This window comes from Janthinobacterium glycogeni, from assembly GCF_051380725.1.
Taxonomy (GTDB): domain Bacteria; phylum Pseudomonadota; class Gammaproteobacteria; order Burkholderiales; family Burkholderiaceae_D; genus Janthinobacterium.
In genome coordinates this window covers 556,956-580,175 of record NZ_JBNYXP010000001.1, presented here as the reverse complement: position 1 = coordinate 580,175, position 23,220 = coordinate 556,956, and the positions used below count along the sequence as shown (strand labels likewise).

The window sequence follows — 23,220 nt, the reverse complement described above, 5'->3', positions numbered from 1 at the left end:
CAAACTCAGAAAATAATATTATGGCTACCTCGAAAACAGCGATCGGCTCCGGCCCTTCCGGCCGCCGCGACAGCCGCAAGGTGCTGATCGCGCACGGCCAGCGCCAGATCTGGGTGGGCGGCGACGCCCCCGTGGTGGTGCAGTCGATGACGAACACGGATACGGCCGATGCCATCGGCACGGCGATCCAGATCAAGGAACTGGCGCGTGCCGGTTCGGAACTGGTGCGCCTGACGGTGGACCGTCCGGAAGCGGCTGCGGCCGTGCCCTACATCCGCGAGCAGCTCGACAAGATGGACATCGACGTGCCGCTGGTGGGCGATTTTCACTATAACGGCCATACCCTGCTCAACGACTACCCCGATTGCGCGCGCGCGCTGTCGAAGTACCGCATCAATCCGGGCAACGTGGGCAAGGGCGCCAAGCGCGACACGCAGTTCGCGCAAATGATCGAAGCGGCGTGCCGCTACGACAAGCCGGTGCGCATCGGCGTGAACTGGGGCAGCCTGGACCAGGCCTTGCTGGCACGCATCATGGACGAAAACGCGGGCCGCGCCGAACCGTGGCCGGCGCAAGCCGTCATGTATGAAGCGCTGGTGACGTCGGCCATTGAAAACGCCGTGCGCGCCGAAGAACTGGGCCTGGGCCGTGACAAGATCATCCTGTCGTGCAAGGTCTCGGGCGTGCAGGACCTGATCGCCGTGTACCGCGAACTGGCGCTGCGCTGCGACTATCCGCTGCACCTGGGCCTGACGGAAGCGGGCATGGGCAGCAAGGGCATCGTGGCGTCCACCGCGGCCCTGGCCGTGCTGCTGCAAGAGGGCATCGGCGACACCATCCGCATTTCGCTCACGCCCGAACCGGGCGGCGACCGCACGCGCGAAGTGATCGTCGGCCAGGAAATTTTGCAAACCATGGGCTTGCGCAAGTTCGCGCCCATGGTGATCGCCTGCCCGGGCTGCGGGCGCACGACGTCGACCACGTTCCAGGAACTGGCCGACAACATCCAGACGTATTTGCGCGAGCAGATGCCGGAGTGGAAGAAATCGTATCCGGGCGTGGAAGCGATGAACGTGGCCGTCATGGGCTGCATCGTCAACGGTCCCGGCGAATCGAAGCATGCGAACATCGGCATCAGCTTGCCCGGCACGGGCGAGTCGCCGGCCGCGCCCGTGTTTGTCGACGGCGAAAAAGTCGTCACCCTGCGCGGCGAACGCATCGTCGAGGAATTCCAGGACATCGTCCTCAATTATGTTAAAAGCCATTACGGCGCAGCAGCGTAGGTCGGATTAGCGGGGCCGCCGAGGCGCTACGCGCGTAATCCGACAATCAAGTTAAAGCAAAGAAGAACACTATGTCCGAAAATAAAAAGCTCGATAAAATCACCGCCGTCAAAGGCATGAACGATATCCTGCCCGCCGACGCCCCGCTGTGGGAATTGTTTGAAAACACGGCCCAGTCCGTTCTGCAAAGCTACGGCTTCCAGCAGATCCGCACGCCGATCGTGGAAGAGACGAAATTGTTCGCGCGCGCCATCGGCGCCGTGACCGATATCGTGGAAAAGGAAATGTATTCGTTCACCGATTCGATGAACGGCGACAACCTGACCCTGCGTCCGGAAGGCACGGCCGGCGTGGTGCGCGCCGTCGTCGAGCACAACCTCGTCTACGAAGGCCCGAAACGCCTGTGGTACAAGGGCCAGATGTTCCGCCACGAGCGCCCGCAAAAGGGCCGCTACCGCCAGTTCCACCAGTTCGGCGTGGAAGCCATCGGTTTCACGGGCCCGGATATCGACGCCGAGATCATCATGCTGTCGCGCCGCCTGTGGGATGACCTGGGCCTGGAAGGCATCCGCCTGGAACTGAACTCGATCGGCGACGCGGCCGAGCGCCTGCGCCACCGCGCCGACCTGATCGCCTACCTGGAAAGCCACAGCGAGCTGCTCGACGAAGAAGCCAAGCGCCGCCTGCACAGCAATCCGCTGCGCATCCTCGACACCAAGAACCCTGCCATGCAGGATTTGGTCAATGGCGCGCCGAAGCTGCTGGACTACCTGGGCGAGGAATCGCTGGCCCACTTCCACGGCGTGCAGAAGATCTTGAACCACAACAATATTCCGTTCACCATCAATCCGCGCCTGGTGCGCGGCCTCGATTACTACAACCGCACGGTGTTCGAGTGGGTCAGCGACAAGCTGGGCGCGCAAGGCACGGTCTGCGCCGGCGGCCGCTATGACGGCATGGTGGAAATGTTCGGCGGCAAATCGACACCCGCCGTCGGCTTCGGCATGGGCGTCGAGCGCCTGGTGCTGCTGATGAAGGACGCGGCCGAACCGGAAGCGCCGGCCCAGTGCGACGTCTACCTGGTGCATCAGGGCGAGCAGGCAGGCTTGCAAGCGTTCGTGCTGGCCGAGCGGATTCGCGATGCGGGCCTCGACGTTGTGCTACATTGCGCAGCGAGCAACGGCGGCGGCAGCTTCAAGACGCAAATGAAAAAGGCCGACGCCAGCGGCGCGGCATTTGCCGTGATCATGGGCGACGACGAAATCGCGAATAATGTGGCGACGGTGAAAGCCATGCGCGAAGCCGATGCGGGCGCGCAGCAGAGCACGGTGCCGTTCGACGATGTCGTCGATTACGTGGTGGACCAGATCATCGGCGACCACGATTGCGGCCACGACCACGGTCCTGGCGGCCACGTGCATCACCACCATTGATTTGAAGCAAGACCGTTGTACCCTCGATCAACTACTCATTAAAACTGACGACCCATGGCATACGATCACGAAGAACAAGAACAACTGGCAACCCTCAAGGCCTGGTGGCAGCGCAATGGCAATCTGACCTCCTGGGTCCTGATCGTGGCGCTGGCCGGCTACAGCGGCTGGGCTGGCTGGCAGTACTACCAGCGCACGCAGGCCGCGCAAGCGGGCCAGCTGTACGACGAACTGCAAAACGCCATCGCCGCCAAGGACACGGCCAAGGTGATGCGCGCGGCCGGCGACATGCAATCGCGTTTCAGCGGCACGGCATATGCACAGATGAGCGCCCTGGCCGCGGCCAAGGTGGCGTTCGACGCGAACGACCTGAAAACGGCCAAGACCCAGCTGCAATGGGTGGCCGAGCACGGCACGGAAGAGTACAAGGCCATCGCCAAGCTGCGTCTGGCCGGCGTCCTGCTGGACGAAAAAGCCTACGATGAAGCGCTGAAGGTGCTGGCGACGGCCACCGTGGCGCAATTTGCCGGCGCCGTGGCCGACCGCAAGGGCGACATCCTGGTGGCGCAAAACAAGCTGGCCGATGCCCGCACGGCCTACCTGGCCGCGATAGCCGCGACGGACAAGAACAATCCAGGCCGTCAACTGATCCAGGTCAAACTGGAAGCGATCGGCGGTACGGTACCGGAAGACAAGGCCAAGGCTGACAAGGCCGCCGGCTGACAGGAACACTGATGGTGGTGCGGCCGCGCGGCGTTGTGCGCCGCCTGCCTTGCCCTTACAAGTACAAGAAAAAGGTTGGATAACACTTATGCGTGTCACTGAAAAGCTGGTAGCTGCAAGTCTGTTGGCCCTGATGGCCGGTTGCTCGTCGTGGAACCCGTTCGCCTCGAAAGATCCGAAAGTCGAGCCGGCCAAGCTGGTCGAGTTAAAATCGAGCATTGCCGTGCGCGACGCCTGGAAGTATTCGATCGGCAAGGCCGGCGTGTACGCGTTTACGCCTGCGCTGGCCGGCAGCAGCCTGTACGTGGTCAGCGCCGATGGCGCGCTGGCGCGCCTGGATGCGGCCAGCGGCCGTGAAACGTGGCGCATCAAGGCCGGCAGCGACGTCACCTCGGGCGCCGGCAGCGATGGCGCGGTTGTCGCCGTGGGCGCCGCCAAGGGCACCGTGCTGGCGTTTGACGCCGATGGCAAGCAGCTGTGGAAGGCGCAGGCGTCGAGCGAAGTATTGACGGCGCCCGTCGTGGGGCAGGGCGTGGTCGTGGTGCGCAGCGTGGATAACCGCATCGTCGGTTTCGACGCCAAGACGGGCGAGCGCAAATGGACGGTGCAGCGCGCCACGCCGGCATTGACCTTGCGCAATGCGCCGGGCATGGTGCTGGGCGGCGCGAACATCTACGTGGCCCAGCCGGGCGGCAAGCTGCTGGCACTGACGGCAGCGACCGGTGTGGTACGCTGGGAGATCGTCGTCAGCGAACCACGCGGCGCCACCGAACTGGAGCGCGTCTCCGACATCGCCGGCGCGCCGGTGGTGTTCGAAGGCGAAGTGTGCGCCGTCACGTACCAGGGCAAGGCAGGCTGCTTCGACGCCGCCACGGGCGTGCCGCGCTGGACCAAGCCGATCTCGTCCGATGTGGGCGTGGCCGTCGACCAGCGTTTCGTGTTTGTTGCCGATGACCAGGGCGCCGTGGTGGCGTTCAGCCGCGAAGGCGGCCAGAGCGCCTGGAAGAATGAGGCGCTGGCGCGCCGCCGCCTGTCGACGCCGGCCTCCTACGGCCGCAGCGTCGCCGTCGGCGACTATCAAGGTTATATCCACTTCCTGTCACGGGAAGATGGCGCATTAATAGGTCGTGTCAGCACCGACGGCAGCCCGATTGTTTCGGCTCCCGTCGTTGCCGGTTCGAATTTGATTTTTCAAACCCAATCAGGGACAGTGACCGCTCTCGCGGTCGAGTAATACAATGAAGCCGGTAATTGCACTAGTAGGTCGACCCAATGTTGGGAAATCGACTTTATTCAATCGTCTGACCCGCTCGCGCGATGCGCTGGTGGCGGATTTGCCTGGGTTGACGCGCGATCGTCACTATGGCGAAGGCCGTGTCGGCGAACGTCCCTTCCTCGTCATCGATACGGGTGGTTTCGAACCCGTCGCCAAGGAAGGCATCATGCACCAGATGGCACTGCAGACCAAGCAGGCCGTGGCCGAGGCCGACGTGGTGGTGTTCATCGTGGACGGCCGTCAAGGCCTGACCCCGCATGACAAGACCATCGTCGACTTCCTGCGCAAGAGCGGCCGCCCGGTCTTGCTGGTGGTTAACAAAAGCGAAGGCATGCGCTACACGGCCGTCGTGTCCGAATTCTATGAATTGGGCATGGGCGATCCGTATGCGATCTCGTCGGCGCACGGCGACGGCGTCAACGACCTGGTCGAAGTGATGCTGGACCTGGCGTTCGCGCAGCGTCCGGACGAGCCTGAAGAGCTGGAAAAGACCGACCGCGGCATCAAGATCGCCCTCGTCGGCCGTCCGAACGTGGGCAAGTCGACCTTGATCAATACCCTGCTGGGCGAAGAGCGCGTGATCGCCTTCGACATGCCGGGCACGACGCGCGATTCGATCGAAATCCCGTTCGAACGCGATGGACAGCAATACACGCTGATCGACACGGCCGGTATCCGCCGCCGCGGCAAGGTGTTTGAAGCGATCGAGAAATTTTCGGTGGTGAAAACGCTGCAGTCGATTTCCGAAGCCAACGTGGTCGTGCTGATGCTCGACGCGCAGCAGGATATTTCCGAGCAGGACGCGCATATCGCCGGCTTCATCCTGGAATCGGGCCGCGCGCTGGTGGTGGCCGTGAATAAATGGGATGGCTTGCAATCGCACCAGCGCGACGAAATCAAGATCGATATCGACCGCAAGCTCGATTTCCTGTCGTTCGCGCAGATGCATTTCATTTCGGCGCTGAAGGGCACCAACATCGGTCCACTGATGAAGTCGCTCAACGCCGCGTATGCGGCCGCCATGTGCGACCTGTCGACGCCGAAGCTGACGCGCGCCCTGATCGAGGCCGTGGAGAAGCAGGAACCGCGCCGCAAGGGCTCGATTCGTCCGAAGCTGCGTTATGCCCACCAGGGCGGCATGAACCCGCCTGTGATCGTTATTCACGGCAATGCGCTCGACGCCGTTGGCGATCCCTACAAGCGTTATCTGGAAAAACATTTCCGCGATACGTTTGCCCTGGTCGGCACGCCGCTGCGCATCGAATTGCGCACGGGTAAAAACCCGTTTGCACGCACGCCGAGCAAGTAATGATTTAAGCGCTGGATTAAGTGCATATTAAGGCGCCGCGGAGATAATGCGGCGCCGACAGCCAATTCAATGGTTATTTGCACGGAAATAATAAAGTGTTAATGCGCCATGCGCGACAGCGATCGCGAAAACAGGTTACAGTAGCTATGACGCATCTTTCTTTCTTTGAAAGGTGTGAGAGCACTTGAAATCAAGCGAGTCGCCTCCAATTCTTACACAACAACATAAACAACGGAGCTGTTATGAGCAACAAAGGGCAACTGTTACAAGACCCATTCCTCAATGCATTACGCAAAGAGCATGTTCCTGTCTCGATCTACCTGGTCAATGGCATTAAATTGCAGGGCCATATCGAATCGTTCGATCAATATGTCGTATTGCTGCGCAATACGGTGACACAGATGGTGTACAAGCATGCCATCTCGACAGTGGTGCCGGCCCGTGCCGTCAATCTCAATATTGAATCTGAAGCGGAGTAAAGCGTTGAGCTTGACGGCCCAGCGCCTTTCACCGTCCATCGCCCCCGTCCGCGCCAGCGGCGCTGATGCGTTTGCATCGGCGTCGGCGTTCGCCGCAACTCATCAGATGCCATCATGCGCGCGGCACTAGTCGGGGTTGACTTCGGTCACAGCGACTTCGCCGCCAGCATGGAGGAACTCATGCTGTTGTCGCGTTCGGCTGGCGCGGACCCGATTTCCACCATCACGGCCAAGCGTTCCAGTCCCGATTCCGCGTATTTCGTCGGCAGCGGCAAGGCCGATGAAATTGGCGACGTCGTCGTCAACGATGGCCTGGAAATCGTCATTTTCAACCATGCCCTTTCACCTGCCCAGCAGCGCAATCTGGAAAAGCGCCTGAATGTGCGCGTGCTCGACCGTACCAGCCTGATCCTCGACATCTTTGCGCAGCGCGCCAAGAGCCACGAGGGCAAGCTGCAAGTCGAGCTGGCCCAGCTGCAGCATCTGGCCACGCGCCTGATCCGCGGCTGGACCCACCTGGAACGGCAAAAGGGCGGTATCGGCTTGCGCGGCCCCGGCGAAACGCAGCTCGAGACCGACCGCCGGCTGATCGGCGACCGTGTCAAAGCGCTGCGCGCGCGCCTGGAAAAACTGCACAAGCAGCGCGAAACGCAGCGCCGCGCGCGCGGCCGCAATCACACATTCTCGGTGTCCCTCGTCGGCTATACCAATGCCGGCAAGTCGACCCTGTTCAATGCCGTGACCAAGGCCGGCGTGTATGTTGCCGACCAGTTGTTCGCCACCCTTGACACCACCTCGCGCCGGGTTTACCTGGGCCAGGACGTGGGCAACGTGGTGATCTCCGACACGGTCGGCTTCGTGCGCGAATTGCCGCATCAGCTGGTGGCCGCCTTCCGCGCCACGCTCGAAGAAACCATCCATGCCGATTTGCTGCTGCACGTCGTCGACGCCGCGTCGCCGGTGCGCATGGAGCAGATCGAGCAGGTCAACCTGGTCTTGAAAGAGATCGGCGCCGATCATATTCCGCAAATCCTCGTGTGGAACAAGATCGATGCGGCCGGGCTGGAGCCTTCGGTGGAGCGCGACGAATATGCTACGATCAGTCGCGTGTTCGTCAGTGCGCAGAAGGGCAGCGGGCTCGACCTGCTGCGCGATGCGATCGTCGAAATGGCCAGGAAGGCGCCCCGTTCTGCCCACCTGTATCAGAACGACGAAGCACCGCAGGAAGATCAGTTTGACGGTCAGTACGACCAGCACGATGGCGCCGCCCCGGACCAGGACGAAGAGCCTGGCGAGGACGATAGGATTTCCACCCACTCCCAAGTCGGAACACGATAGTTATGCTTGTCTCCCTACTCAAAAAAACAGGCTTGAAGTTGTCCCTGAACGATCCCCGCTGGGGCAATCGCAAGGACGACGGCAAGAAAGCCCAAGAAGGCAAAAAGCCCGGCGAAGGTCCGCCGGACCTCGATCAGTTGTGGCGCGATTTCAATCAGCGCCTGAACGCCTTTTTCGGACAGAAGAACCGTCCCGACAACGGCGGCAATAACAACGGCGGTGGCAGCGGCCCGCGTCCCGACATGAAGGGCGCCGGCATCACCGCCGGCGTGGTCGGCGTGATCGCCGTCTTCATCTGGCTCGCCAGCGGCGCCTTCATCGTGCAAGAGGGCCAGAGCGGCGTGGTGCTGACGTTTGGCCAATACACGCGCACGGCGCCGGCCGGTCTCAACTGGCGCTGGCCGTATCCGTTCCAGACCGATGAAACCGTCAACGTGTCGCAAGTGCGCACGGTGGAAGTCGGGTATCGCACGTCGCTGCGCAACAAGCAGGCCAGCGAATCGCTGATGCTGACGGACGATGAAAACATCATCGACATCCAGTTCGCGGTGCAGTACACGCTGAAGGATCCCGTGGAATGGCTGTTCAGCCTGCGCGACCAGGAAGACACCTTGCGCCAGGTCGCCGAGACGGCGATCCGCGAAGTGGTCGGCCGCAGCAAGATGGACTTCGTGCTGTATGAAGGCCGCGAAAAGGTGGCCTTCGACACGCAAAAATTGATGCAGAAGATTCTTGAAGATTACAAGGCTGGCGTGTTGATCAACAACGTGACGATGCAGGCCGTGCAGCCGCCGGAGCAGGTGCAAGCAGCCTTCGACGATGCCGTCAAGGCAGGCCAGGACCGTGAGCGCCAGAAGAATGAAGGCCAGGCTTACGCCAATGACGTCATTCCGAAAGCACGCGGCGCAGCATTCCGCCTGGTGCAGGAAGCCGAGGCTTACCGGGCCATGGTGACCGAGAACTCCGAAGGTAACGCGTCGCGCTTCAAGCAGGTGCTGGTCGAGTACCAGAAGGCGCCGGCCGTCACGCGCGACCGCATGTATCTGGAAACGATGCAGCAAGTGTTCAGCAGTGCCAGCAAGGTCATGGTTGATGCCAAGACGGGCAGCAATCTGCTGTATCTGCCGCTCGACAAGCTGATCGCCCAGACGGCCGCCACCGATGCCGCCGCTGCCGCCGCCCGTGCTGCCGCGACACCCGCAGCCAACACCGTTTTGCCACAGGAAGCCATGCCGACAGTAGAAGTCAATCAGCGCCGTGACAGCCGCTCTTCGCGTGAACGGGAGAGCCGCTAATGAACCGTATCGTTGCCGCCCTGATCGCGGGCTTTATCGCGATCATGCTCTTGTCCTCGACCGTGTTTGTCGTCGATCAGCGTAAATACGCCATCGTCTTCGCCCTCGGTGAAGTCAAGGACGAGATCAGCGAACCTGGCTTGTACTTCAAGCTGCCGCCGCCGTTCCAGAACGTCATCTACCTGGACAAGCGCATCCTGACGCTCGATACGCCGGAGCCGGAACGCTTCATCACGGCCGAGAAGAAGAACATCCTCGTCGACGCGTATGTGAAGTGGCGCATCGTCAATCCGAAGACCTATTTCCGCAGCTTCGGCGGCGATGAGAGCCGTGCCCGCAACCGCATGTCGCAAATCGTCAAGGCCGCCCTGAACGATGAAATCACCAAGCGCACGGTGCGCGAAGTGATCTCGGGCGAGCGCGGCAAGGTGATGCAGGCGATCAAGGCCAAGGTGGCGGCCGAGGCCGAGGCCATCGGCGTGGGCATCGTCGACGTGCGCCTGAAACGCGTCGATTACGTCGAGCAGATCAATAACTCCGTGTACGAGCGCATGAAGTCCGAGCGCGTGCGCGTGGCCAATGAGCTGCGTTCGACCGGTTCGGCCGACTCCGAGAAGATCCGCGCCGACGCCGACAAGCAGCGCACGGTGATCCTGGCCGAAGCGTATCGCGAAGCCGAGAAGATCCGCGGCGAGGGCGATGCCAAGGCGTCGCAGGTGTATGCGGAAGCGTTTGGCAAGAATCCGGAGTTCTACAAGTTCTACCGCAGCCTGGAAGCCTACCGCGCCACGTTCAAGGACAAGGGCGATGTGATGGTGGTCGATCCGAGCTCGGAATTCTTCAAGTACTTCAAGGGCGGCGGCGCAGCCGGTTCGGCCAAGAAGTAAGGCAGCATCGACACTGCACCCGGCCGCAAGGACGGGTGGCAGCAGCAGCGGGGCAGGCGTGTGACGCCGGCCCCGTTTTTTTGTGTCCGTCATGCTGTTGCGGGAAGGCGTAAAATGCGGTGTTTTTAGGGCCGTGCGGCAGCGTTTCGGACAACTTATCCCTAAAGGGCCGTGTTTTCGCGTAAAATATCAGGTTCGGCCTCTTGCCTGGCGCGCCTGCCGCTGCCTCGCATGATGCATTTTTTCAACTTTCTTCCGTATCTCGCTCCCTCATGCCGAATTGGCTTTTGCCCGAAAATATTGCCGATGTTCTGCCGTCGGAAGCGCGCAAGATCGAAGAGCTGCGCCGCCTCATGCTGGATAATTTCCGTCTGTACGGATATGAACTGGTGATGCCGCCCCTGCTCGAGTATCTGGAATCGCTGATGACCGGCGCTGGCAAGGATACCGACCTACGCACGTTCAAACTGGTCGACCAGCTGTCGGGCCGCATGCTCGGCCTGCGCGCCGACATGACGACGCAAGTGGCGCGCATCGACGCGCACCTGCTCAACCGCGCCACCGTCACCCGCCTGTGCTACGCCGGCAGCGTGCTGCATACCCGTCCGTCGGGTCTGCACGCCACCCGCGAACCGCTGCAGATCGGCGCCGAAATCTATGGCCACGCCGGCCTGGAAGCCGATGCCGAGATCCAGGAACTGGCGCTCGCCTCGCTGGCACTGGCCGGTTTCGATAGCGTGCGCCTGGATTTGTCGCACGTCGGTCTGTTGCGCGCTATCATTGCGCAAGACGTCGCCGCCGGGCGCGACGAAGCGGCGCTGTACGCCTTGCTGCGCGCGAAAGATGCGCCGGGCCTGCGCGCCCTGACCGCATCCTACGATGCCGTCACGCGTGATGCGCTCTTGGCCTTGCCGAACCTGTACGGCGACATCGACGTGCTGGCGCGTGCGCGCGAAGTGCTGCCGCCGCTGCCGGGCGTGCTCAAGGCGCTGGCTGAACTGGCTGCGCTGGCAGGATCCGCTTTGGGGCGCGCCGAAGTGGCGATCGACCTGGCCGACCTGCGCGGCTACCAATATGAAAGCGGCGCGATGTTTGCGCTGTATGTACCTGGCTTGCCGAACGCGGTTGCGCGCGGCGGCCGTTATGACCACGTCGGCGAAGCGTTCGGCCGGGCACGTCCCGCGACCGGCTTCTCGCTCGATTTGCGCGAACTGGCGCGCCTGTTGCCGACCGCGGAACGGAAGCATTCGATCCGCGCGCCGTGGGGCAGCGCGCCAGAATTGAAGGAAAAAATCGCCGAGTTGCGCAAGGCGGGCGAGGTCGTGATCCAGAGTTTGCCGGGTCACAGTAATGAACAAGACGAGTTCGAGTGCGATCGCGTGCTGGTACTTGCCGATAATGGTAGTAGCTGGATTCTTAAAAACTTAGGTTGAGTGATGTCAAAGAAAATTATGGCAAAGAACGTTGTTGTCATCGGCACCCAATGGGGCGATGAAGGTAAAGGCAAGATCGTCGATTGGTTGACCGATCACGCCCAGGGCGTGGTGCGCTTCCAGGGCGGCCACAATGCAGGCCACACGCTGGTCATCGGCGGCGTCAAAACCGCGCTGCAGCTGATCCCGTCGGGCATCATGCGTCCAGGCGTCGCCTGCTACATCGGTAACGGCGTGGTCGTTTCCGTGCCGGACGTGCTGCGCGAAATCGACAAGCTCGAAGCCGTCGGCGTCGAAGTCGCCTCGCGCCTGAAAGTGTCGGACGCGGCGCCTGTGATCCTGCCTTACCACACCGCGATCGACCTGGCGCGTGAAGCCAAGCGTGGCGATGCGAAGATCGGCACCACCGGCAAGGGCATCGGCCCGGCCTACGAAGACAAAGTGGCGCGCCGCGCGATCCGTATCGCCGACCTGCTCAACGAGAAGCGCTTTGCCGAAAAGCTGGCCGAAAACCTCGATTACCACAACTTCGTGCTGGAAAACTACCTGAAGGCGCCGAAAGTCGACTATCAGAAGACCCTCGACGACGCGCTGGCCTATGTGCCGCGTCTGCGTCCGATGGTCACCGACGTATCGAGTGCGCTGTACAAGGCGCACAAGGCCGGCGCGAATCTGCTGTTCGAAGGCGCGCAGGGTTCCCTGCTCGACGTCGACCACGGCACCTATCCGTTCGTCACCTCGTCGAACTGCGTGGCCGGCAATGCCGCCGCCGGTTCGGGCGTGGGCCCAGGCATGCTGCACTACATCATGGGCATCACCAAGGCTTACACGACGCGCGTCGGTTCCGGCCCGTTCCCTTCGGAACTGCCAACGGATGCGGGCGTCGGCCACCACCTGGCGCAGGTCGGCCATGAATTCGGCACCGTGACGGGCCGTGCCCGCCGCTGCGGCTGGTTCGACGCCGCCTTGCTGCGCCGCTCCGTGCAGATCAACGGCGTGACGGGCATGTGCCTGACCAAGCTGGACGTGCTGGACGGTATCGAAACCTTGAAACTGTGCACCGGCTACACCATCGACGGCGTGGCCACGGACATTTTCCCATCGGGCGCTGAAGAAGCCGCCCGTTGCGTGCCCGTGTATGAAGAGATGCCGGGCTGGACGGAAAGCACGGTCGGCGCGAAATCGCTGGCGGCCCTGCCGGCAACGGCGCGCGCCTACATCAAGCGCATCGAAGAACTGGTCGGCGTACCGGTGGACATGGTTTCGACCGGTCCGGATCGTGAAGAAACGATCGTGCTGCGCCACCCATTCGAGTAAGCTGCTGGACACAATCCGCCGCAAGGCGGATTTTTTTAATCACGCTAATAATAAGATTCCACTATCATGACTACCCCACAATCGAACGATCAACACCTCTGGGTCAACTGGGAAGAATACCACCGCCTGATCGAGCGCCTGGCGCTCAAGGTCTACGAATCGGGCTGGAAATTCGACCAGGTATTGTGCCTGGCGCGCGGCGGCGTGCGTCCTGGCGACGTGTTCTCGCGCATTTTTGATTTGCCGCTGGCCATCCTGTCGACCAGCTCCTACCGCGAAGACGCGGGCACGGTGCGCGGCGACCTCGATATCGCCAAGTACATGACCATGACCAAGGGGCCGCTGGCCGGCCGCATCCTGCTGGTCGACGACCTGGCCGATTCGGGCGTCACCCTGGACAAGGTCACGCGTCACCTGAAGGAAAACTTCCCTGACGTGACCGAAGTCAAATCGGCCGTGATCTGGCTCAAGGGCTGCTCCGTCGTGCGCCCCGACTACTTCCTCGACGAACTGCCGCACAATCCGTGGATCCATCAGCCGTTCGAAGACTACGATGGCCTGCGTCCGCACCAGTTGGCGGCGTGGATCAAGAAGGGCGAAGCAGGCAAGTAATTGCGTGCGCGCTTGCAAAAAAAAGACGATCGTGTATCGTCTTTTTTTTCGTCCAAGGAAATGCGATGACCATACTGACGACGGCGCGGCTGCGTCTGGAACCGATCAATGAGAGCCACTATGAGCGTATGCGCATGCTCAACACCGATCCCGAGGTGATGACCTACCTGAACGCGGGCCAGCCAGAGACCGAAGAGGTGACGCGCGCGGCCATCACACGCACCATGGGTCGCTGGGCCGAGTGGGGCTATTCCTGGTGGGCGCTGATCCGCCTCGATGACGGTGAATTGGTGGGCATGGCGTGCCTGCAGCACCTCTCCGGCGACAGGGCCAATCCCCTTGAAATCGGCTGGCGCCTGGCGCGTACGGGCTGGGGACAGGGCTATGCCAGCGAAGCGGCGGCCGCCATCGTCGCGCATGCGTTCGACGTCGTCGGCGCACCGGAAGTGGTGGCCGTGGCCCATCCCGACAATGCTGCATCGATCAAGGTCATGACGCGCCTGGGCATGCACTACGTGGGCATGGAACGCCATTACGATATCGACAGCGTCGTCTACCGCCTGGCGCGCCCATGACGGTAACACGCAAACCCCTGAAGCTGGGCTGCAGCTACGATGTGCGGTTTTCGCCCGATGGCACGCGCCTGGCCGTGCTGGGGCGCGACCTGGTCCTGTGGGACGTGGCGGCACGCCAGAAACTGTGGCGCGGCAAATTCATCGCCCATGCTTCCAGCATGGCCTTCTCGCCCGACGGCGGCCGGCTGGCCATCAAGAGCACGACGGGCCAGCTGGCCGTGGTGGATGCCCAGGCGGGACAATTACTGTTCAATTTCCAGAACAAGAAGGATGGCGAAGGCTGCGGCCCCGCGTGGTCGCCGTGCGGCCGCTATCTGGCCGACGGCGGCTGGGATGGCCGCCTGCGGGTGCGCGACGCGCAGACGGGCGAGGTGCGTTTCATGCAGGAGCACCCGGGCGAGATGCTGCGCGGTGTCTACGCCATCGATGGCGGGCGGCGCTTGCTGGTCCTGCACGGCGTCAAATCGGTGGACGAGGGGCAGGTGCAGCCGCCCGACTACTGCAGCGTGTGGGACTGGCCCCTGCAGGCCGGTGCCGGCCGCGTGGTGCTGTCGCTGCCAGGCCTGAGGTCGTGCGCGCCATCGCCGGACGGAGCATCCCTGGCCGCGCTGCATCACGCGGGCGGCGAGGAGTTCCTGTCGATATATGCGCTGGACGATGGCTGCTGGCTGGCTACGTTGCCCGTGGAAGCGGGCGGCGGCACGGGCAATGCCTTGCGCTGGCTGCCCGACGGCAGCGCGCTGGGGCGCATCGGCAAGGGCAAGCTGCTGTTCTACGCCTGGCCCGGTCTCGGCGTGCTGGCGCAGGAAGATGTTACGTATCCGTGCGCGCTGGACTTTTTGCCTGCTTCGCCATTGGCCGCCATCGGCTCGTGGGAATCGGGCATGCTGATGGAGTTGAACCTTCACAAGGAAACCGCATGATCACCTGTTATTTGCGTTACATCATCGACCCGTACAAATTGCGGGAATTCGAAGCCTACGGCAAGCTGTGGATACCGCTCGTCGAGCGCTTCGGCGGCCAGCACCACGGCTACTTTTTGCCGTCGGAAGGCGCCAGCAACGTGGCCCTGGCCATGTTCTCGTTCCCCAGCCTGGCCTTGTACGAGCAGTACCGCAGCGATTCGATGCAGGACGCCGAATGCCAGGCCGCCTTCCGCTATGCCGAAGAGACGCGTTGCATCGTCAGCTATGAGCGCAGTTTTTTTCGCCCCGTGTTTGCCTGAACCGGGTCAATCGCGCTGCGGCGCACCCAGGGGGAAGAGGTGGCGGTATGGACGTGCCTCGTCCACCGCGCGGGCGAACGATGGACGGGCCAGCAGGCGCGCGCGGTAGGCGCGCAGCAGGGGCAGCGTCGCGGGAATCGGCTGCGTCCAGTCCGCGTAAAACAGCGACGGCGCGGCGGCGCAGTCGGCCAGGCTGAAGTGGTCGCCGGCGGCCCACGTCTTGCCGGCCAGGCGGGTTTCCAGCCAGGCGTAGGCGAGGTCCAGCTTGTTGGCGGCAAACGCGCGGCCTTCCTCGGTCTTCGCCGGTGCGCCCGTCAGGGCGGCGCCGACGGCATGCTGCACGGGTGTCATGACGTGCAGGTCGAAATAGCGGTCGAGAAAACGCACTTCCAGCGCCTGCATGGCGTCGTCCGGCAGCAGGCGCAGCGGACCGGGATGGGCCAGTTGCAGGTATTCGATGATGATGCTGGTCTCGGCGACGTTGCGCTCACCATCTACCAGCAGCGGAAACTTGCGCAGCGGCCAGCGCTCCAGCCACTGCTGCAGGTGCTGCGGCCTGTCCGGCGCCAGGGTGCGGAAGTCGAACGGCAGGGCGTTTTCGTACAGGGCGATGAGCACCTTTTGCGTGTACGAGGAAAAGGGATGGCCGTAGAGGATCAGCGACACGGTGGGGTCTCCAGTGCAAGGTTGGCAACACGCGCGTGTTGCAAGGATAGTGCCATGACAGGCTCAATGCAAGCGGTCCGGGCCGTTCGTGCGCCGCCGTTCCCGCCTGCATCCGCGGCTCGCCTGCCTAGCCGAGGTTCGCCAGATAACGCAATCCCGTGATGCTGGGGAAGAAGCAATACACGCCGCCACGCGTGATGACGCTGCGCGAGAAATGCTGCAGTTTCGTATTGCCGCTGCCCTTGGCGCCCACGCCGGGCAAGGTGAAGGAACTGACGGCCGGGTCGTTGATGCCCAAGAACACGTCCTGGCCGCTGATGTTGAGCGTGGCATTGCCCGCTTCGGGACCGGCCGGGCCGACGGCCGATTTGACGAAGGTATCGTCATCGTTCCATTGCTGCATCAGGAATTCGAACTGATTGCGCAGGTTGGCATTGATGAAATAGCCGACCAGGCCGCGCCGTTCCGTCGCCGGCGCGGCGCAATCGTATTCGCTGCCGTAGGGCATGGCGCGCCGCACGATGCGGTGGTGGCGGGCGGAAGTGCCCACGACGCCTTCGTCGCGCGGATTGTTGCGGCGGATATGCGCGCCGATCGGGCATTTCAGGCCCAAGGTGTCGTCCTGTTCCGGCTGGGTATCGACATAGTGAAAGCGGTTCAGACTGGCGTCCGGCAGCACGGGGCCGGCTTCGCCCGGGCTGAGCACGAGCGGGTTGCCGTTGCGCCAGCGCCCGCACATCTTGGCGGCCACCATCTCGATGGACAGGCCGGAACTGGCCGCGCCCTGGCTCAGGATGGTGTCGAACAGTGCCACGTCCTGCTCCAGGATGCGGAAGGCGGCGTAGCTGCCATTGGTGGACAGTTGCGGCGGCTGCACCTGGTAAATGCCGCCGTTTTCATTCTCGTAGCCGAGCAGGAATTCCCCCGTCTTGACGCTGTTGAGCGGGTCAGGTTCGTACTCGTGCTTGCGCGGCGGGGCGCCATCGACGTCCGGCTGGGCGATGTTGTCGCGGTAGCCGAAATGCACGCGGTTGCCTGGCAAGGCCACGCCGTCGTGCGCATACAGTTCACGCCAGCCGGCGGCAAAGGCGCGGCGTAGCTTGGCCGACGTCGCCTCCAGCACTTCCTCCGATTCGCTGACCCATAGGCTCAGCAGCGCATGCACCTGGCGATCCTCGGTGGCCTGTCCCAGGTTGCCGAGCCAGTGTGCGGGGGCGCTGTCGCCCACGTCGCCTACAGCCGCGACGCTGAGCGGGTCGGCCGCACCCCGCTGGAAAGCCTGGTCGAAGGTGGCCAGGTCGGCTGCGTCCACCCCCAGCGCGGACAGGCCGGGCGCGGTAAAACTGAGGTTCAGGAAGCAGGGCGGCTTGGGATGGATATGGCGCGCCGTGGTAATCGATGGCAGTCCGTCGCTGCCGTCGAGCAGGGCCGCGATGGTGCGTTTTGCCTGCGCCGCGTCCGCGATGCTGAAGATGAAATGACGCGCCAGGTTGACGCGGTAGCCGCGCAGGATCGTGCCTTGCACGTCGTCGTAATCGATGGGGGAATCGGCCATGCTGTCTCTCCGGGGGCTGGGGGGGGGCTGACAGGGTGGCGGAGCCGCATGCGCGGCCCCGGCGTGGCGTGCGGCTCAGACTGAGGCGAGGATTTGCTGGACGGTCTGCGGATAGGCGCTATACAGGCCGGTATTGGGCAAGTGCTGCGCGGCGTCGTTGGCGGTGATGAAGGCTTCAAACGCGGCCACATGGTTGGCAACGGGCATCAGTGCCTTGCCGCCCACGACAAACTGGAGCAGCGCGTCGAATACTTCGCCCAACTGTGCCACGAAATCCTCGATGTAGCTGTTGAAGCTGCCGTCATACTCGGTGATCACGCCGATGATCAGGGTATCGGAAGCGCCCATCGAGCCAAGGTTGGGCAGCAGATTGGGCTGGGAGCGGTCAAGCAGGGTGAAGCGGGCAAAGTGCACGGTACCGATATCGGTGAGGGCGGCATTGATCTTCGCCTGGTATTCCAGCAACGTTGCGGCGATGGCGGTCGGATTGGTGCCGGGCAGTACCGGCATCATTAAGCACAGTGGATTTGCCATGGGAGGCTCCTCATTACGTGGTTGTCGGGACGACCGACACTACGCCGCGGCGCCTATTGCGTCAAAAACTATATTTTCGAATTTGTTGTTAAATGCGCACTATTGCAAGATGATAGTTGAGGCGAAATGCGGTCTCATGTGGATAGTTGCCGGGTCTGGCGAGGGTCGGCGGACACTCTGCCGCCAGGCTGTCCCGGCCTGTTTCGGGAAGCGCAAGTGGCGCCGTTGGCGGCGCCGGATTCTGACGGGATTATTTCTGCAAGATGGGACGGCTGCCAGGTTGCCATGCACCGCTGCACCGAGGAGACGCGCTGCATCGCCCGCTGTTAAAACCGGATGGGACAAGGCGCCGCGGTCCCTTCGCCGAAACCGGCATAGCCGGACCTGGCGCTGAGGTTCAAGGTCATGTTGCCTTTGTCTGGCATATAGATGCAATATTCGCCCGTCGCCGTGATGACGCGGTAGATGCGCTTCGGGTCGTTTGGCGCGCTGAACAGCTCGATGCGGGCCGCTTCGAACCACTTTGGCTTGACCGCCGCATGCGCTTCCGCAAAGCCCTTTGCCAGGCGCGTCTGCGGCGTATCGGGCGGCGCCACAAACTCCTGCGGGTGCTCGGCGCGCAGTTGGCGGTCGATGGCGCCGGCGGCCTGCAGCGCCTGTTGCGCCAGGGTGAGAGGACTGGCCCTGGGGGCGACAGGCAGCGGATCTGCCGGCGGGGCATCGTCTGGCGGCCGGTTTTGCGTCGATGCCTGCGGCGCCGCTGCCCTCGTGTCGGCGGGGACGGTTCGGATTGCTGGCGGACGTGCGGGCGCCGGCGCGGGCTGGGCGGGTGGAATGAACCTTTGCAGTGGTGGCAGCGGCGGCATCAGTTGCAGCCAGACCCGGTCATCATGCTCGCTTCTTGTGTGGACTGGCCGCGTGGCCGCCCAGAACAGCGCCAGGTGCAGCAGGATAATCGCGGCGACATACGGGCCCTGAGGGCGCCGGCCGAGAGAAAAATCCTGCTCCTGTCGTGCAAGGTTGATGCGCATCGGTGTCACGCCTGCCGTGATGAAGGTAGCACCAGTATGCAAATCTGCAACAGCGCTGTAAACAGGTTTCGGGCAGAACGCGGATGGTGCTCCCCAGGGTACTGGAAAATGCGCCTGTGCGATGATTTTGTTCGGCCGCCAGTCCTCAATCCTCGGCCTGGAATTCGCTGGCCGAGACGAACAGGTCCCACGAGGCGATGAACAGGGCCGCCACCACGGGGCCGATGACGAAGCCGTTCAGGCCGAACAGGGCCATGCCGCCCACGGTCGACAGCAGCACCACGTAGTCGGGCATCTTGGTGTCCTTGCCGACCAGGATGGGGCGCAGCACGTTGTCGACCAGCCCGATGACGAAGACGCCGAAGGCGGCCAGGCCTGCGCCTTGCCAGATGGCGCCCGTGGCCAGGAAGTAGGCGGCCACGGGCGCCCAGACGAGGGCGGCGCCGACGGCCGGCAGCAGCGACAGGAAGGCCATCAGCACGGCCCACAGCAGGGGGGCGGGTACGTCGAGGAACCAGAACGCCAGGCCGCCGAGGGCGCCCTGGGCAATCGCCACGAGGATGTTGCCCTTCACGGTAGCGCGGATCACCGTGGTGAAATTGGTGAACAGGCGCTGCTTGTACTTGCGGCTCAGCGGCACGGCGTTCTTGATGCGGGCCGACAGGGCCGAGCCATCGCGCATGAGGAAAAACAGCAGGTACAGCATGATGCACAGGCTGGTGAGGAATTCGAAGGTGTACAGGCCCACATTGATGGCTTTCACCGCCACCACCTGGCTCACCTGCGTGGCGCCCTCGGCCAGCTTGTCCTGCAGGCTGGCCAGGCTGGTCAGGTGGAAGCGCTCGAGCAGGTTGATCAGCCAGTGCGGCAGCACCGCCATGATTTTATCGAAGAACATGGCAACCGTGATTTCGCCCGAACGCACCATTTCCACGACGCTGGCCGCCTGGTTCACGAGCGACACGGAAATGAGCGACAGCGGCAGGATCACGATGACGATGATCAGCAGCAAGGTCAGCAGCGACGCCAGGCCGGCGCGTCCCCTGGTTTTGGCCAGCAGCCAGCGGTAGACGGGCGCGAACAGGATCGCCAGGATGACGCCCCAGAAGATGGCGCCCGCATACGGCGCCAGTATCCAGCCGAAGCCGATGGTGACGATGCTCAGGAGGAGCAGGAACACTTTCTGGTGCAGTGTGAGGGTAGGCATGGGCGATAGCGCAGTGATCAGGGTTGAGTTGCCCCATCATAAGCGAGGCGTGGTGTGGCGCGCCATACAATTGTCGCAGTCTGTGCGCGAGCGCACCCGGCGCCGGCGGGCAGGCAGCGCGGTGGCGGCAATTCCAGTAAGCTGTCGTTCCAGGCGTTCCATCCCGGGCGCCGTTGACCTCTTTTGACTTCAGGAACGCGCGTGCTTGACCCCATTCACTTTTATGAACCTGCACAGGGCCATGGCCTGCCGCATGACCCGTTCAACGCGATTGTCGGACCGCGTCCCATCGGCTGGATCGCCTCGCGCAGCGGCGAGGGCGTGCTCAATCTGGCGCCGTACAGCTTTTTCAACGCCTTCAATTACCATCCGCCGCTGATCGGTTTTTCCAGCATCGGCCGCAAGGATACCTTGCGCAATATCGAACAGACGGGCGAATTCGTGTGGAACCTGGCGACCCGTCCGCTGGCCGAGGCGATGAATATCAGCTGCGCACCGGCGCCGCCCGAAGTCGATGAATTCGCGCTGGCCGGCCTGACGCCGGCCGCCTCGCGCATCGTCAACGTGCCGCGCGTGGCGGAAAGCCCCGTGTCCTTCGAATGCCGGCGCACGCAGATCATCGAGCTGCAAGGCGTCAATGGCGATGGTGTCGGCAGCTGGCTGGTGCTCGGTGAGGTGGTGGGTGTGCACATCGCGCGCCATCTGCTGGTCGACGGCGTATACGACACGGCCGCCGCCGCGCCGATATTGCGCGGCGGCGGGCCGGCCGATTATTTCGAGATCGGGCCGGACAGCCTGTTCCACATGCGGCGGCCCGCCTGGCCATGACGCGATGTCCGTCCAGGCCGGACTGGTTCACGCCGGCACGGGATGGCGCTCCCTGACGATGCCGCGATAGATCAGCCACGTCGCCAGCAGGCTGATGGCGCCGGCGCCCGCCATCCAGTAGCCTGGCGCCGCCTTGTCGCCGGTGCTCTCGATCAGCAGGGTCGACACCAGCGGCGTCAGGCCGCCGAACAGCGCGGTGGCCAGGCTGTAGGCCAGCGAAAAGCCCGTGGTCCGCACGCTGGCCGGGATGATTTCCGTCAGCGCGACGATGGTGGCGCCGTTGTAGCTGCCGTACAGGAAGGACAGCCACAGCTCGACCATCAGCATATGCTCAAAGCTGGGATGGGCGACCAGCCAGGACAGGGCCGGGTAGGCGGTCAGCATCGTCAGCGCCGCGCACGCGGCCATGATGGGCCAGCGCCCGATGCGGTCCGACAGCGCCCCCATCACCGGCAGCCAGAGGAAGTTCGACAGGCCGATGCACAAGGTGACGAGCAGGCTGTCTTCGGTGCTCAGTTTGAGCACGCTCTTGCCGAAGGTCGGCGTGTAGACGGTGATCAGATAGAACGCCACCGTCGTCAGCACGATCAGCATCGCGCCGCTGACGACCAGCGGCCAGTTGAGGCTGATGGTCCCCAGCATTTGCCGGAACGTCGGATGCGACTTGCGCGTCAGATAGGCCTCGGTCTCCTGCAGCGAACGGCGGATGTAGAACACCACGGGGATGATGGAGCAGCCGATGAAGAACGGAATGCGCCAGCCCCAGTCCGCGATGAATTCCTTGCTCAAGGTTTCGTTGAGATAGTAACCCAGCGCCGCGGAAAAGATGATGGCGACTTGCTGGCTGGCCGATTGCCAGCTGACGTAATAGCCCTTGTTGCCGGGTGTCGCCATCTCGGACAGGTAGACCGACACGCCGCCCAGCTCCACGCCGGCGGAGAAACCTTGCAGCAAGCGCCCGATCAGCACGAGGAGCGGCGCCAGCAAGCCGATGGTGGCATAGCCGGGCACGAAGGCGATCAGCGCCGTGCCGGAAGCCATGATGGCCAGGGTCAGCACCAGTCCCTTGCGCCGGCCGATGCGGTCGATATAGCTGCCGAGGATGATGGCGCCCAGCGGCCGCATGAAAAATCCCGCGCCGAAGGTGGCGAAGGTCATCATCAGGGCCGCGTATTCGCTGGTGGCGGGGAAGAAGGCCTTGGCAATATACGTCGCGTAAAAGCCGAACAGGAAAAAATCGTACATTTCGATGAAGTTCCCGCTCGTCACCCGGATGACGGTGGCGATGCGCGAGGGAGCGCGTGCCTGTGCGCGCGGCGGAGCAGGTTCGGCGATGGGCGCGGCGGTGGAGGGAATGGCCATGGTTTACCTCGTGATGAAAGATGAGTGACGACGCCTAGTGCGTGATTGGCAGCGGCGCCGCTGCCGCTTCCAGCCCGGTCGCCTCGATCGCGCCGGCGTTGGCAGGGGCGGCGAGGAAGCGCAGCAGGGCGCGCCCGGCTTCCGGTTCCTTGCCGCCCGGGACCAGCGCCGCCGAAAATTGCGTCATCCGTTGCACTTGCGGCGGCAGCAGGCCGACGATGTCGATGCCTTGGACCGGCAGCAGCTCGCTGCGCTGCTGGCAGCCGAAATCGGCCTCGCCATGCGCGATGATTTCACCGACGGGGGTGGCGGGAATTTTCGCGGCCCTGCCCTGCATCTGCTCCGCGATGTGCAGTGTCTGCATCAGTTGCTTCTCGATGTATTCGCCGCTGGCGCTGTCCGAATAGGCCACCTTGTGCGCCTGCAGGAAAGCGCTGCGCAAGCCCTCGGTGGTGCTGATGTCGGGATGTGCCGCGCCGTGGCGCACGGCGCAGGCAATCGGCGAATTGGCCAGGACCACCTTGCTGCCGCCGACCAGGCGGCCTTCCTGCATCAGCTTGTCGAGCGCGTCGCCCACCATGATGACGACGTCGATCGGTTCGCCGCGCGCCAGCCGCGCCGGGATCGCATTCCTGGTGGTGCCCATCGACGGACCCCATTCGGATACCAGATGGTCGCCGCTGGCGCGCTCGTAGGCGGGCGCCAGGTTTTTGTAGGCCTGGGCGAAACCGCCCGAGCTGACTACGCGGATGTCGGCGGCATGGGCCGCGCCGGCGGCCAGCAGCAGGAAGCCGGCCAGTATGGGGGCGGATCGCCGCACCAGGCTATGTTGTAGCATCGTTGTTTCTCCTG

The 23,220-nt window shown here is 63.3% G+C and carries 23 protein-coding genes; 16 read left to right on the top strand and 7 right to left on the bottom strand.

The genetic code is table 11. The annotated features are described in order from the left end of the window. The first annotated feature begins 20 nt into the window (after positions 1-20). The 15 genes from ispG to ACQ4W4_RS02670 all read left to right on the top strand — a co-directional run bounded on the left by ispG (position 21) and on the right by ACQ4W4_RS02670 (position 15,185). Entirely contained in the window at positions 21-1,283 is a 1,263-nt protein-coding gene (gene ispG, locus ACQ4W4_RS02740; protein WP_436540682.1) for a flavodoxin-dependent (E)-4-hydroxy-3-methylbut-2-enyl-diphosphate synthase, read from the top strand. Between the two features lie 71 nt (positions 1,284-1,354). Beyond that, positions 1,355-2,716 carry a histidine--tRNA ligase gene (hisS, locus tag ACQ4W4_RS02735; RefSeq protein WP_436540681.1) on the top strand — a complete coding sequence of 454 codons (1,362 nt, stop codon included), beginning with the start codon at positions 1,355-1,357 and terminating at the stop codon, positions 2,714-2,716. Between the two features lie 54 nt (positions 2,717-2,770). After that, positions 2,771-3,439 carry a YfgM family protein gene (locus ACQ4W4_RS02730; protein WP_436540680.1) on the top strand — a complete coding sequence of 223 codons (669 nt, stop codon included), beginning with the start codon at positions 2,771-2,773 and terminating at the stop codon, positions 3,437-3,439. An 88-nt stretch (positions 3,440-3,527) separates the two neighbouring features. Next, positions 3,528-4,673, top strand: coding sequence for an outer membrane protein assembly factor BamB (gene bamB, locus ACQ4W4_RS02725; protein ID WP_436540679.1), 1,146 nt, complete (start codon positions 3,528-3,530; stop codon positions 4,671-4,673). Positions 4,674-4,677: 4 nt separating this feature from the next. After that, positions 4,678-6,024: a ribosome biogenesis GTPase Der gene (gene der, locus ACQ4W4_RS02720; protein WP_070221915.1), complete on the top strand. Its 1,347-nt coding sequence runs from the start codon at positions 4,678-4,680 to the stop codon at positions 6,022-6,024. Between the two features lie 242 nt (positions 6,025-6,266). Beyond that, a complete protein-coding gene (hfq, locus tag ACQ4W4_RS02715) occupies positions 6,267-6,503 on the top strand; it encodes an RNA chaperone Hfq (protein WP_008450615.1) in 237 nt (78 codons plus the stop codon). A 114-nt stretch (positions 6,504-6,617) separates the two neighbouring features. Further along, complete coding sequence (gene hflX, locus ACQ4W4_RS02710; protein ID WP_436540678.1) at positions 6,618-7,841, top strand: GTPase HflX; 1,224 nt, start codon at positions 6,618-6,620, stop codon at positions 7,839-7,841. A gap of 2 nt (positions 7,842-7,843) precedes the next feature. After that, on the top strand, positions 7,844-9,136 hold the full coding sequence (hflK, locus tag ACQ4W4_RS02705) for an FtsH protease activity modulator HflK (RefSeq protein ID WP_282406443.1): 1,293 nt from the start codon (positions 7,844-7,846) through the stop codon (positions 9,134-9,136). Then, the gene (gene hflC / locus ACQ4W4_RS02700) at positions 9,136-10,023 is read left to right on the top strand and encodes a protease modulator HflC (protein WP_436540677.1); all 888 of its coding nucleotides are present in this window, start codon (positions 9,136-9,138) and stop codon (positions 10,021-10,023) included. The genes hflK and hflC overlap by 1 nt, the downstream gene beginning before the upstream one ends. 272 nt (positions 10,024-10,295) lie before the next feature. Then, positions 10,296-11,456 carry an ATP phosphoribosyltransferase regulatory subunit gene (locus tag ACQ4W4_RS02695; protein WP_436540676.1) on the top strand — a complete coding sequence of 387 codons (1,161 nt, stop codon included), beginning with the start codon at positions 10,296-10,298 and terminating at the stop codon, positions 11,454-11,456. A 3-nt stretch (positions 11,457-11,459) separates the two neighbouring features. Further along, positions 11,460-12,773 (top strand): adenylosuccinate synthase, encoded by a 1,314-nt coding sequence (locus tag ACQ4W4_RS02690; RefSeq protein WP_034752021.1) that lies wholly within the window; start codon positions 11,460-11,462, stop codon positions 12,771-12,773. A gap of 66 nt (positions 12,774-12,839) precedes the next feature. Continuing rightward, a complete protein-coding gene (locus ACQ4W4_RS02685) occupies positions 12,840-13,385 on the top strand; it encodes a phosphoribosyltransferase (protein ID WP_034752020.1) in 546 nt (181 codons plus the stop codon). Between the two features lie 65 nt (positions 13,386-13,450). Beyond that, complete coding sequence (locus ACQ4W4_RS02680) at positions 13,451-13,960, top strand: GNAT family N-acetyltransferase (RefSeq protein WP_436540675.1); 510 nt, start codon at positions 13,451-13,453, stop codon at positions 13,958-13,960. Then, positions 13,957-14,883 carry a WD40 repeat domain-containing protein gene (locus tag ACQ4W4_RS02675; protein ID WP_436540674.1) on the top strand — a complete coding sequence of 309 codons (927 nt, stop codon included), beginning with the start codon at positions 13,957-13,959 and terminating at the stop codon, positions 14,881-14,883. The genes ACQ4W4_RS02680 and ACQ4W4_RS02675 overlap by 4 nt, the downstream gene beginning before the upstream one ends. After that, positions 14,880-15,185 carry an NIPSNAP family protein gene (locus ACQ4W4_RS02670; RefSeq protein WP_034752016.1) on the top strand — a complete coding sequence of 102 codons (306 nt, stop codon included), beginning with the start codon at positions 14,880-14,882 and terminating at the stop codon, positions 15,183-15,185. Before ACQ4W4_RS02675 ends, ACQ4W4_RS02670 begins: the two co-directional genes overlap by 4 nt. A gap of 6 nt (positions 15,186-15,191) precedes the next feature. Here ACQ4W4_RS02670 and ACQ4W4_RS02665 read toward each other — a convergent pair whose 3' ends face one another. The 5 genes from ACQ4W4_RS02665 to ACQ4W4_RS02645 form a co-directional block, all read right to left on the bottom strand. Beyond that, the gene (locus ACQ4W4_RS02665) at positions 15,192-15,851 is read right to left on the bottom strand and encodes a glutathione S-transferase family protein (RefSeq protein ID WP_436540673.1); all 660 of its coding nucleotides are present in this window, start codon (positions 15,849-15,851) and stop codon (positions 15,192-15,194) included. A gap of 127 nt (positions 15,852-15,978) precedes the next feature. Then, positions 15,979-17,406, bottom strand: coding sequence for a Dyp-type peroxidase (locus tag ACQ4W4_RS02660; RefSeq protein WP_436540672.1), 1,428 nt, complete (start codon positions 17,404-17,406; stop codon positions 15,979-15,981). A 75-nt stretch (positions 17,407-17,481) separates the two neighbouring features. After that, positions 17,482-17,940 (bottom strand): hypothetical protein, encoded by a 459-nt coding sequence (locus ACQ4W4_RS02655; protein ID WP_152249994.1) that lies wholly within the window; start codon positions 17,938-17,940, stop codon positions 17,482-17,484. Positions 17,941-18,266: 326 nt separating this feature from the next. After that, a complete protein-coding gene (locus ACQ4W4_RS02650) occupies positions 18,267-18,971 on the bottom strand; it encodes a hypothetical protein (protein ID WP_436540671.1) in 705 nt (234 codons plus the stop codon). Positions 18,972-19,116: 145 nt separating this feature from the next. After that, entirely contained in the window at positions 19,117-20,178 is a 1,062-nt protein-coding gene (locus ACQ4W4_RS02645; protein ID WP_436540670.1) for an AI-2E family transporter, read from the bottom strand. A 201-nt stretch (positions 20,179-20,379) separates the two neighbouring features. Here ACQ4W4_RS02645 and ACQ4W4_RS02640 point away from each other — a divergent pair, with 201 nt between their 5' ends. Next, the gene (locus ACQ4W4_RS02640) at positions 20,380-21,006 is read left to right on the top strand and encodes a flavin reductase family protein (RefSeq protein ID WP_436540669.1); all 627 of its coding nucleotides are present in this window, start codon (positions 20,380-20,382) and stop codon (positions 21,004-21,006) included. A gap of 27 nt (positions 21,007-21,033) precedes the next feature. Here ACQ4W4_RS02640 and ACQ4W4_RS02635 read toward each other — a convergent pair whose 3' ends face one another. Both ACQ4W4_RS02635 and ACQ4W4_RS02630 read right to left on the bottom strand, forming a co-directional pair. Beyond that, on the bottom strand, positions 21,034-22,368 hold the full coding sequence (locus ACQ4W4_RS02635; RefSeq protein ID WP_436540668.1) for an MFS transporter: 1,335 nt from the start codon (positions 22,366-22,368) through the stop codon (positions 21,034-21,036). A gap of 34 nt (positions 22,369-22,402) precedes the next feature. Further along, a complete protein-coding gene (locus ACQ4W4_RS02630; RefSeq protein ID WP_436540667.1) occupies positions 22,403-23,206 on the bottom strand; it encodes a substrate-binding domain-containing protein in 804 nt (267 codons plus the stop codon). Positions 23,207-23,220: the final 14 nt, after the last annotated feature.